At 46.9% G+C, this 10,234-nt stretch carries 8 protein-coding genes; all 8 read left to right on the top strand.

Annotated elements, in window-relative coordinates; all coding sequences use genetic code 11:
- Nucleotides 1-397, top strand: a 397-nt coding sequence (locus ACPEH5_RS00170) for a DUF3304 domain-containing protein (protein WP_423727006.1), incomplete at its 5' end; no start/stop codon positions are given.
- 7 nt (nucleotides 398-404) lie between these two features.
- On the top strand, nucleotides 405-914 hold the full coding sequence (locus ACPEH5_RS00165) for a DUF3304 domain-containing protein (protein WP_423727005.1): 510 nt from the start codon (nucleotides 405-407) through the stop codon (nucleotides 912-914).
- Entirely contained in the window at nucleotides 896-3,463 is a 2,568-nt protein-coding gene (locus ACPEH5_RS00160) for a T6SS phospholipase effector Tle1-like catalytic domain-containing protein (RefSeq protein WP_281111350.1), read from the top strand. The genes ACPEH5_RS00165 and ACPEH5_RS00160 overlap by 19 nt, the downstream gene beginning before the upstream one ends.
- A gap of 26 nt (nucleotides 3,464-3,489) precedes the next feature.
- Nucleotides 3,490-5,889, top strand: a complete 2,400-nt coding sequence (locus ACPEH5_RS00155) for a type VI secretion system Vgr family protein (protein ID WP_281111351.1) — start codon at nucleotides 3,490-3,492, stop codon at nucleotides 5,887-5,889.
- Nucleotides 5,882-6,685: a DUF4123 domain-containing protein gene (locus ACPEH5_RS00150; protein ID WP_210786584.1), complete on the top strand. Its 804-nt coding sequence runs from the start codon at nucleotides 5,882-5,884 to the stop codon at nucleotides 6,683-6,685. Before ACPEH5_RS00155 ends, ACPEH5_RS00150 begins: the two co-directional genes overlap by 8 nt.
- 24 nt (nucleotides 6,686-6,709) lie before the next feature.
- On the top strand, nucleotides 6,710-7,243 hold the full coding sequence (locus ACPEH5_RS00145; protein ID WP_226693257.1) for a DUF3304 domain-containing protein: 534 nt from the start codon (nucleotides 6,710-6,712) through the stop codon (nucleotides 7,241-7,243).
- Nucleotides 7,231-7,770 carry a DUF3304 domain-containing protein gene (locus ACPEH5_RS00140; protein WP_217008158.1) on the top strand — a complete coding sequence of 180 codons (540 nt, stop codon included), beginning with the start codon at nucleotides 7,231-7,233 and terminating at the stop codon, nucleotides 7,768-7,770. Before ACPEH5_RS00145 ends, ACPEH5_RS00140 begins: the two co-directional genes overlap by 13 nt.
- On the top strand, nucleotides 7,758-10,229 hold the full coding sequence (locus tag ACPEH5_RS00135; RefSeq protein WP_281111352.1) for a T6SS phospholipase effector Tle1-like catalytic domain-containing protein: 2,472 nt from the start codon (nucleotides 7,758-7,760) through the stop codon (nucleotides 10,227-10,229). Before ACPEH5_RS00140 ends, ACPEH5_RS00135 begins: the two co-directional genes overlap by 13 nt.
- Nucleotides 10,230-10,234: the final 5 nt, after the last annotated feature.

Raw genomic sequence — 10,234 nt, 5'->3', positions numbered from 1 at the left:
TAATTGGTACACCGTCAATGGCGCCCAAGGGCGAGGCGCAGTCGGTGTCTGCTGTGTTATGGTGCCCGAAAAATGGACGCCCAACCAAACCGTGGTGGTGGAGTGGGAGGTTGACCCAAATTCAAGACCTGGAGATATGCCTGGGGTCACCGACCCTGCATTTAAAGCCTATATGGTGAAACACAAAGCCAATTATCGCCACTACCGCAAGGTGGTGCCCATCCCGCAATATGATGACGCTTGTGATGTCAAAGTGCATTTTTTACCCTGCCAAGAGGTGAAGATCACCTTGTCGTGTTTGGCTCCTTGGCACCCTGACTACCCAATTCAAGCTCCTTTAGACCAAGAGGAGCCCGCCGAATGTCCAACCAACGCGAGCACACCACTTGCTCAGTGAGGTTGGGATGAAAAAAATATCTCTTATCGGTTCCGTTTTAATTGTGTTACTGGCCTTAACCGCCTGCTCACCGGAGAAAAAAACCAACATGCTGCCCGCCAATATTTGGGGCTTTAACCATGTCAAAGACACTTATGTTAATTGGTACACCGTCAATGGCGCCCGAGGGCGAGGGGCAGTCGGTGTCTGCTGTGTTATGGTGCCCGAAAAATGGACACCCAACCAAACCGTGGTCGTGGAGTGGGAGGTTGACCCAAATTCAAGACCTGGAGATATGCCTGGGGTCACCGACCCTGCGTTTAAGGCCTATATGGTGAAACACAAAGCCAATTATCGCCACTACCGCAAGGTGGTGCCCATCCCGCAATATGATGACGCCTGTGATGTCAAAGTGCATTTTTTACCCTGCCAAGAGGTGAAGATCACCTTGTCGTGTTTGGCTACTCGTCATCCGGATTATCCAATAAAAGAACCTAATCAAATGGAGGAGCCTGCCGAATGCCCAGCAACATCATAATAAACCCGATAACGAAAGAAGCACTTAAAGGAGCACTTAAAACCGGCCTTCTCTCCATTAAGAAAATTGAATCTGTCAGTCACCGCTTAACGCAGGGCGACCCTTGTTGGTCGCCACCACGGTTTCCAGAACAAGGTCGTTTACCCCTTTCAAGAAAAGCTCTGGAAGCCAATATGGGTAAAATTGAAAGTAAAGAGGTTGAACACCGCAAGGGCTTTCCTAAAAAAAACCGCAACCCTTGCTGCAAAAGCTTGCATGTAAGCCTGTTTTTTGATGGCACCAATAATAATGAACCCTATGACACTAAAAAAGCCAAACCGCCACACCCCTCCAATGTAGCTAAGCTTTACCATGCTTGTGCTCCTAATGATTTTAGAGCTATGCAGTCTGGATTCTTTGCTTATTATTTACCGGGGGTGGGCACGCCATTTCCCGAAATTGGCACCAATGAATATTACAGCAGTGGGTTAACCTTTGCTTCCGGAGGGGAAGACCGAATTACTTGGGCGTTAATCAATGTCTGCAATACGTTATATTATGAAGTGAATAAAACTGAGATAACCACTGCCGAACGCCGGCGCGTATTAAGAAAAATTAGCTCCCGAAAGGCAAATAACGCCTATACTAAAACAAATGATTACAACCCTCTTGAAGGCATTTTCGAGTTACTGAGTGGGATACGAGATAAACTGTTAAGGCATATGCCTAAATTAGTGGCGTTAAAACTGTATATCTATGGGTTTTCTCGTGGCTCTGCCGAAGCCCGTACCTTTGTCTATTGGTTAGAAAGGTTATTATCCTACTCCCATGACTCTGCTCAATATACCAACCCTGAACATGTTAAAGGGCATTTATACGGCATTCCCGTTTCGGTGGAGTTTTTAGGCTTATTTGATACCGTGGCCGCGGTTGGCATGGCCAATACCGTGCCGATGATGACCGGTCATAATGGTTGGGCGGGGGGAACGCAGCAGTTACCAAAGTCCGATTTAGTGAAATGTTGTTATCACTTTACTGCGGCTCACGAACAACGTCAGGCGTTCTGCTTAGATTCTATTCGGACCCCCGAAGGAAATTACCCGCCAAATAGCTATGAAATTATTTACCCGGGCATGCACTCTGATGTGGGGGGGGCTTACCCTGTAGGCGACCAAGGTAAGTCACTAAATGGGGATGATGAATTACTATCGCAAATTGCCCTGCATGATATGTATGCCGCTGCCATTGATGCGGGAGCGCCCTTGGCGCTGAGTGAAACCAGTTTTAACTTACTGCATCCGGATGTGCAATCACGCTATTTGTTTAGAGAAATGCCACCATCTTCTGCAGAGGAATTCAACGTTAGCCTTCCTTTAATCGACAAATTTAATCATTGGGTTACTTACACGCTGCCGGATACCACAGAGGCGACGGCGAAAACCCCTGAGCAAAGTTATTGCCCGCCACGTTTTATCGATGCCGATATTGAACGGGCTATTGAGGTACAGCTGGTTCTTATCACCGCTTGGCGAATAGGCCGTTATGCCTCTCAGCCCCATTCGTCAATCAACCTTACCCAGCAGCCGTTTTTCCAACAGGCGCCGCAGCACGCTAAAATCACCGCGCAACCCTATGAACCCGATTTTGGTCACCAAGCCGTGGATGCACTGACAGAGGAATATTACGATACCGAGCAGGAAATTAAAGGAATAGCGGAATTACGGGATAAAGAACAAAAAGCCATGCGGGATAACTTAGACAACTGGGTTGCCACCAATGTGGGGACGCCAACCTTTGATGCCACCAATGCTAGAGGGCAACTGTGGGAAGCCGCGTTAGAGTTTACCGCGGATTATCACGATGTCCCTCGCCCTGAACCCTTAATTGATATATCTTCTCGTCGAACACAAGCGGACTGCATTCGTGATACACAGCCCTATCTTGGCGAGTTTGCAAACTGTGAATCATTGCCCAAGCACAGTTTTCCCATTATCGTCAGCGGGATGTCCTATTTATTACAACTCATCGATGACGAACTGGTCGAAACGGTTTATATGCTCACGAATCAAGATGAGCGTAGGGAATATGAAAAACTCAAAGAAATCAGCGATGATGTTTATAAAAGCGTTATTTACCCCCAAATGAAGGGGATCGCTAAATCGCCTGAAACGGCTAAAGTCATCGCCTTATTTGATGATTACATTCATGACTCTCGTGCTTGGTTTATGCATTCTGAAAGTGGAATTCGCGAACCCTACTCTAGTTATTTTTTATCCCGTATGATTTATTTTGGTGATAATTGGAATAAATCATTACGCCTAATCACGCCCGAAAAAGCTCAGGGTATCCCAATGACCCCAACTGGCTTACTGGCATTTTATTACCTACCCACTTATGGGTTGCGCTTATACAACACAAAAACGGGTCAAAAAATCCCTTTTGATGATAGTCAATTACCCCCTGCGACAAACAAAGTGATCGTTCTTATTCGCGAAGTGATTAAAGCGCATGAAGAAGCCGCACACCGAGGCATGATTATCAAAATGCGTGATATCGCAAATAGCAAATAAACGACACATACTGATGGAGTAACCCCATGAGCCTACTCGACACAGCCAAAAACATCCTTCAAGGCCAAAACCGCTATCGCCTAGAAGTCCAAGGCTGCTCAGATTTACTGGACGTTGAACATTTTACCGGGCGTGAAGCCGCTAGCGACACCTATCGCTACCAAATTACGTTTACTTGTTCTGCCCAAGACCTTTTGCCACAACAACTGCTACGCCGCAATGCTAGCCTGACCTTTTCGGCACCAATAAATAACCTAATGGGGCTCGCCACTCAACCGAGCGTTGCCAAGCGCGTTCATGGCGTGGTTACAGATTTTCGTCGCCTCTCCGGCTCTGCGGATGAAGCACGCTATCAGTTAGTTATCGAACCCTTTTTTGCCCTACTCCGTCATCAAATTCGCAGCCACCGTTTCTTTATCAACCAATCTGTGCCGCAAGTAGTTGAACAAATTTTGCGGGAACATAATTTCAAAGGCTGGGAGTTCGAATTTCATCTCGAAAAAGCCTACCCAAAACGCGAACAAATCAACCAAATTAATGAAAGCGACCGCCAATTTATTGAGCGTTTATTGAGTGAAGTGGGGATTTTTTATCGCTTTAGTTTACAAGATGAAACACAAACAGAAGTTCTGCATTTTACGGACAGCCAACGCGGTTATGTGTATGACAAAACGCTGCCATTAAATAGTCCCTCAGGGCTAAGCGATAAACATGTCGACAGTGTTTGGGGGTTATCGTTACGTCATCAAGTGGTCGAAAGCTCTGTGTTTGCCAAAGATTATAACCACCGACTGGCGGAAGATACGTTAATCTCCGCCGTCGCGGACATGACGCGCGGTGATGGCGAAAAGACCAACTACGGCGATGTTTATCACTATAAAGGCCGCCACCTCACCCGCGGGGATAAAATTCGCCCTGAAACTGAAACCGCTAACTTCTGGGCAAAACTCGACCACGAGCGCTTTTTAGCTCGTCAGACTTTACTACGCGGAGAAAGTAGCGCTGCAGACCTGACGCCATTATTAGTGCTAAGTATTCAAGATAACCCGCTCAGTTCGACGTTACCCAGCGTATTCAAATCACCAATTCTAATTACTCGCCTACGCTTTACCGCCAGCCGAGATAAAGCGCTAACTGTTCGCTTTGACGCGGTGCCTTACACCGAAGCACTGTGTTGGCGCCCTGCCCTTAAACCGCGCCCTGTGATTGCCGGAACATTAATGGCGCGTGTCACCAGTGCAAAAGACCACGATATTTATGCCCACCAAAATGAACACGGCTTTTATTGGGTGAAATTCGATGCAGACAGAGATGAAAAAACCAAGGGCTATGAAAGCATGCCCGTGCGTTTGGCGAAACCCTACGCCGGCGATACGTATGGGATGCATTTCCCGCTAATTCAAGGGACTGAAGTCGCTATCGCCTTCCATGAAGGTGACCCAGACCGTCCTTATATTGCTCACGCGCTGCATGACTCCCGCCACCCCGACCACGTGACGGATAAAAATAACACCCGCAATGTGATCCGCACACCTGCGAATAACAAACTGCGCATGGAAGATAAACGCGGGCAAGAGCATATTAAGCTCAGCACCGAATATGGCGGAAAAACCCAGTTAAACCTGGGGCATTTGGTGAATACCGAACGCGAACAGCGTGGTGATGGTTTTGAGTTACGCACCGACAGCTGGGGCGCGATCCGTGCGGGTAAAGGGTTGTTTATTACCACCGATAAGCAGGATAAAGCCGGTGGGGATGTGTTGGCGATGGCACCTGCTATCTCATTATTAAAAGGCGCTAATAATCAATTAACCAACTGGGGGGAGATAACCAAACAGCATAAAAATGCACCACCAGAGCAAGATAGCTTAAAAGCACTCCAAGAAAATGCCGAAAACTTAGCCTCCCCAGCCGTTTTAATGCATGCCACTGATGGCATTGGGTTAGTCACTGAGCAGTCTATTTTATTGCAAAGTGCGCAAGCACATTACGCCCAAAGTATGGGTGAAATGCACATTGCCAGTGGTGAACACATCAGTATCAATGCGAGCCAAAAGATTTCATTACTTTCACAAAAAGAAGGGGTTCGTTTCGTCTCGGGTAATGGCCCTTTCGAAATAGAGTCACACGCCGATAAGCTTGATGCAATTGCACTTAAGGATATCACAGTGCAATCAACCCAAGGGCATATTCAGCTCACCGCAAAAAATGGCATAACTTTAGGTTGCGGCGGTGGCTATATCCGCATTGCTCCCGATGGACAAATCGAAATACACAGCCCAAGCCGTATCAGCCTAAAAGGCCAACACGTATGGGATGGTCCCCAAGGTCAAGATTTCCCATTACCTGACTTGCCACAGTCTGTTTGTAAAGAATGTTTGCAAGAAGCACTTAAAAATGTAACAGGAGTGGCATTCCGTGAATAATATACCAAATCGTGTATCCAACGAACTCGTTGGTGCTTGGCTAGAAAAACTACGAGCCATAAGTGCTCAAGCACAAAATACCCATATCGACATCATCATTGACCAAGCAGGCTTATCTCAGTCTTTTATTCCAGCATTAAAAATGCTAGGGGATGACATCAAATGGCTTTCCCTGTTCACTGGCATGCCTGAAGAGGTTTTTATTGAAGATTCCCCCCTACTTATTCGCTTTAAGTGGGATAACGGTATGCATGTTATTTATTTAACGGAGATTTTAGCCCACTACTACCATTCCTCTCGAATTTTGGTGGCTGTTTCACTATTACCTTTTGATTCTCTTGCTAAATTTCTACAGGCGCTGGTTGAAATTAAATGGGAAAACCGAACTGGCATTTTACGCTTCTATGACCCCCGTATTTTCCCTGAACTGATTAAGCACATTTTAAATGAGAATGAAGCCCGTTATTTCAGCCAACTTGCCTATATGTGGAATTGGATAGATAAAGATGGAGAAATGCGCTGGCTAGAAGGCACCTTTTTTATCGATGTTGAAAAGCAAACGCCTCCCACTCTGACACTTGATATCAATCAGCTCACCAAAATAGGCTGTATTAGTGATGCAGTGAGATTAATGTTTTTGTCTGATTTTGAAAATCCCCACTTAACTCGAGAAGAAAATTTTGATCTGCTCTATACCCTCACTTTACAAGCATATGAAAGTGATTTTATTGGTAATACCGATGATTATGTTCTTCAACATCTACCCGCATTCGCCACTGCAACACCAAAGCAATAAGTTGAGTTTCATACCTTGAAGGCCGTGCCATTTATAAAGATGACCATTTCTGATTTAGCTGTAATTTACTTATGCAGTACCCTACTTATTTCTGGTTGCTCAAATAGCTTTAGAAACAGTAAAAACCAGCCCATGGCGGCGGGGCTGAGTGGCTATAACCACACACTTGGCAGCATTACCTCTTTTTCAGTCAATGGCTCAAGAGTCAGTGTCGGGGGCGTGCAATGTTGCGTGCTGCTCCCCGCTAAATGGACGCCCGGCTTACATGCCAGAGTAAAATGGGAAAGTTTGGATAAAAGCAAACTGTCCCCCATGCCGAAATTTAGCCAAGTCGAGGCTTATAAGCGTTGGGAAGCCGAACTTGACCAATACAGCACCCAGCATGAAGTCAGTGTGCCGATCCCTGAGTATGACGCAGATACCGCCTGCAGTATGAAAGTGCATTTTTTACCCTGCAACCAAGTCAAAGTGACCACTTCGTGTCAAAGCTATGGCTCTGTTGGCTACCCAATTAACGAACCGATGGATATGAAGGAGCCTGCCGTATGTCCGAAATAACCTCACGCCCAATGGCGATTCACGGGGCTATCACTGCCACCCTTTGCACGCTGGTTTTACTGTTATCTGGCTGCTCCCTTGCGGCTAGCAAAAACCAGCCCATGGCGGCGGGGCTGAGTGGCTATAACCACACACTTGGCAGCATTACCTCATTTTCAGTCAATGGCTCAAGAGTCAGTGTCGGGGGCGTGCAATGTTGCGTGCTGCTCCCCGCTAAATGGACGCCCGGCTTACATGCCAGAGTAAAATGGGAAAGTTTGGATAAAAGCAAACTGTCCCCCATGCCGAAATTTAGCCAAGTCGAGGCTTATAAGCGTTGGGAAGCCGAACTTGACCAATACAGCACCCAGCATGAAGTCAGTGTGCCGATCCCTGAGTATGACAGTAAAACGGCCTGTGGCTTAGATGTCCATTTTTTACCCTGCAACCAAGTCAAAGTGACCACCTCTTGTTATAGCTACCTTGACCCTGAATATCCGATTCAAGAACCGATTAATATGAAGGAGCCTGCCGTATGTCCGAAATAACCAATGCGCAACCTGTTTGGGGACCGGCGGAGTTCCCCCAAGATGGTCGATTAGAACTTTCGCGCAAACAGCTTACGGCCAACTACCAGCTGCGTAAAAAAGAGCATAACGCCTTTAACCTTGAAAATAACCGCCGCTATAATGCCAATTTAGGGCCAAGCTGCAGCAAAACCTTGCATATCAGTTTCTTTTTTGATGGCACCAACAACAATAAAAAAAATGACCTTGAAATTGCCGAGCCACCTCACCCTACCAATATTGCCCGGCTTTTTGAGGCCACTTATGAGGATCAACTTACCAAACCTAAAAAATTACGCGAATACTTTAAATATTATATGCCCGGCGTGGGCACCGCCTTTCCCGAAATTGGCGAATATAATTTTTCCAGTAGCGGGTTAACCTATGCCACTGGGGGCGAAAACCGCATTAATTGGGCCTTATTGATGTTAGTTAATAGCCTGTACCTATCTGCCGGCAAAGAAAAACTCGCTAATGACACGTTGAGAACGTGCTTAGATAAAATGACCACAGTCTGGCCTTTGGATGGGGCTGCGGGTCGTAAACAGGTGATTGCCGACCTCCTCAACGCCGAAAAAATTGCCGCACTATTAAGCCAAAAACCGAAAGCTTTAGCGATAAAACTGTATGTGTACGGCTTTTCACGGGGGGCAGCAGAAGCACGGGCGTTTATCCATTGGGTGGCGCAACTGTTTGACTTAGATACCCCTAACGGAGCCGAGTTACCCCAACAAACCCTCGCTAGCCTGCCTTTATCCATCGAATTTTTAGGTATTTTAGACACCGTGCCCTCGGTGGGAATTGTGCATTTGGTCCCTGCCTTTACGGGGCATTTTGATTGGGCGAATGACACCCAACAATTACCTGATGAAAAACGCTACCCTGAGTTTGTGCGGTGTTGCCGCCATTTTGTGGCGGCCCACGAACAGCGGTTGTGTTTCCCACTGGACACCGTGCGCCGCCCAGCAATTAAAGACGGTTTTAGCAAAGGGCACCGCGCCTACCCCCCTCATACCCATGAAATGGTTTACCCAGGAATGCACTCTGATGTGGGTGGGGGCTACCCCCTTAATGACCAAGGAAAAGCCCGCGAAGGGGCTGATCACCTATTATCGCAAATTGTCCTCCATGACCTCTATTCTGAGGCCTTTAAGGTGGGCGCCCCCCTGTGCACCACTGTGACCGAAGATGCGCCCCTGAATACCGATAACACCCCGCTGGTTCCCCCAATGGAGCCCAAAGTAGCTCAATTATTCAAAATCAACCCAATTTTAATCGCACGCTTTAATGCTTGGCGTGCCCTTACCCTAGGGCAAAGCAACACAGGGGAAGCCGCCATTGAGTACCAACCCGTCAGCCTTGGTCACCCTTTGGAGGAGATCATCGAACAGCAAATGGCATGGATGACCGCATGGCGTATCGACCGGTATGCCAAAGCGCGCTACCGCAGCCTACCTTTTTACCAACACGCCGAAGAGTGGCCAAAAGACGGTACGGGCGACGGTAAGAATATTAAAGACGAAAAAGCCAAAAGTGCCCAAACGCAAAAAACCAAAAATGACTTGCAGAAACAAGCCAAAGCTATGGGGATGGAAGGGTATTCAGCCCCAGTGACTGATGACAGAGGCAATATTATTACTCACGAAGTCACTGACCCAGAGACAAACGAAAAACGGTTAGAACCGGTGGATTTTGGGTTTGATAACTTAGCCGGCTCGCCGCTTTTTGAAAGCAAACGGGATAAAACCCAAATTGCAGAGGCCGCGACCGAATTTAGGCACGACTATGACGGGAAAATTCGCCAACATACTGGCTCCTTCGACTTCCCAGTTGATACCTTATTTAAATACACTATGTATTTACTCAATTCCGATGACGAACGCCTTGAATATGAGCGCATGAAAACGTCAGGGGATAAAATTTATGATAACGGCCGCGGTTTCCCCGTCAACCAGCACGCGGATATGGCCCTTGTGAGTACGCTATTTGATGACCAAATCCACGATTCTCGGGCTTGGTTTATGCATTTTGAATTAGGCACCCGTGAGCCTTGGGCTGGGTATTTCCGTTATCGGATGATCTATGCGGGTAATGAAACCAATAAATTCCTTTCCCCTATTGCATTCGCAGGGCAACTGATTGGTGTTGCCACCCTTGTGGGGGGCGCCATTTATACCGTTAAACAAAAAGACATCAAAGGCGTACTGGGGGGCATCAGTGGTACCGTTGGACTACTTTCATTGGAATATGAGGTGGTTGATATTGCTACTGGCCTAAGCATTCCTTTTATTGATAATGCCTCTGAATTATTTCAGCCAACTCAAGATACCAGTGACGTATTTAAAATTACACAAACTCAAACTGCTTATAACTATTCACAAGGGATCATTGATGTTCTTAGTCAATCCGTTGAACCAAATAAACTATTAAAGGTAGGGTAATTGTA

The sequence above is a fragment of the Providencia sp. NPDC089933 genome (assembly GCF_049545585.1).
GTDB classification, from domain to species: Bacteria; Pseudomonadota; Gammaproteobacteria; order Enterobacterales; family Enterobacteriaceae; genus Providencia; species Providencia huashanensis.
This window is presented reverse-complemented; position numbering and strand designations above follow the sequence as displayed.

Coding starts and splice junctions, on each gene's coding strand:
- ACPEH5_RS00165 (WP_423727005.1), top strand. CDS start 405: ATGAAAAAAATATCTCTTATCGGTTCCGTTTTAATTGTGTTACTGGCC.
- ACPEH5_RS00160 (WP_281111350.1), top strand. CDS start 896: ATGCCCAGCAACATCATAATAAACCCGATAACGAAAGAAGCACTTAAA.
- ACPEH5_RS00155 (WP_281111351.1), top strand. CDS start 3,490: ATGAGCCTACTCGACACAGCCAAAAACATCCTTCAAGGCCAAAACCGC.
- ACPEH5_RS00140 (WP_217008158.1), top strand. CDS start 7,231: ATGTCCGAAATAACCTCACGCCCAATGGCGATTCACGGGGCTATCACT.
- ACPEH5_RS00135 (WP_281111352.1), top strand. CDS start 7,758: ATGTCCGAAATAACCAATGCGCAACCTGTTTGGGGACCGGCGGAGTTC.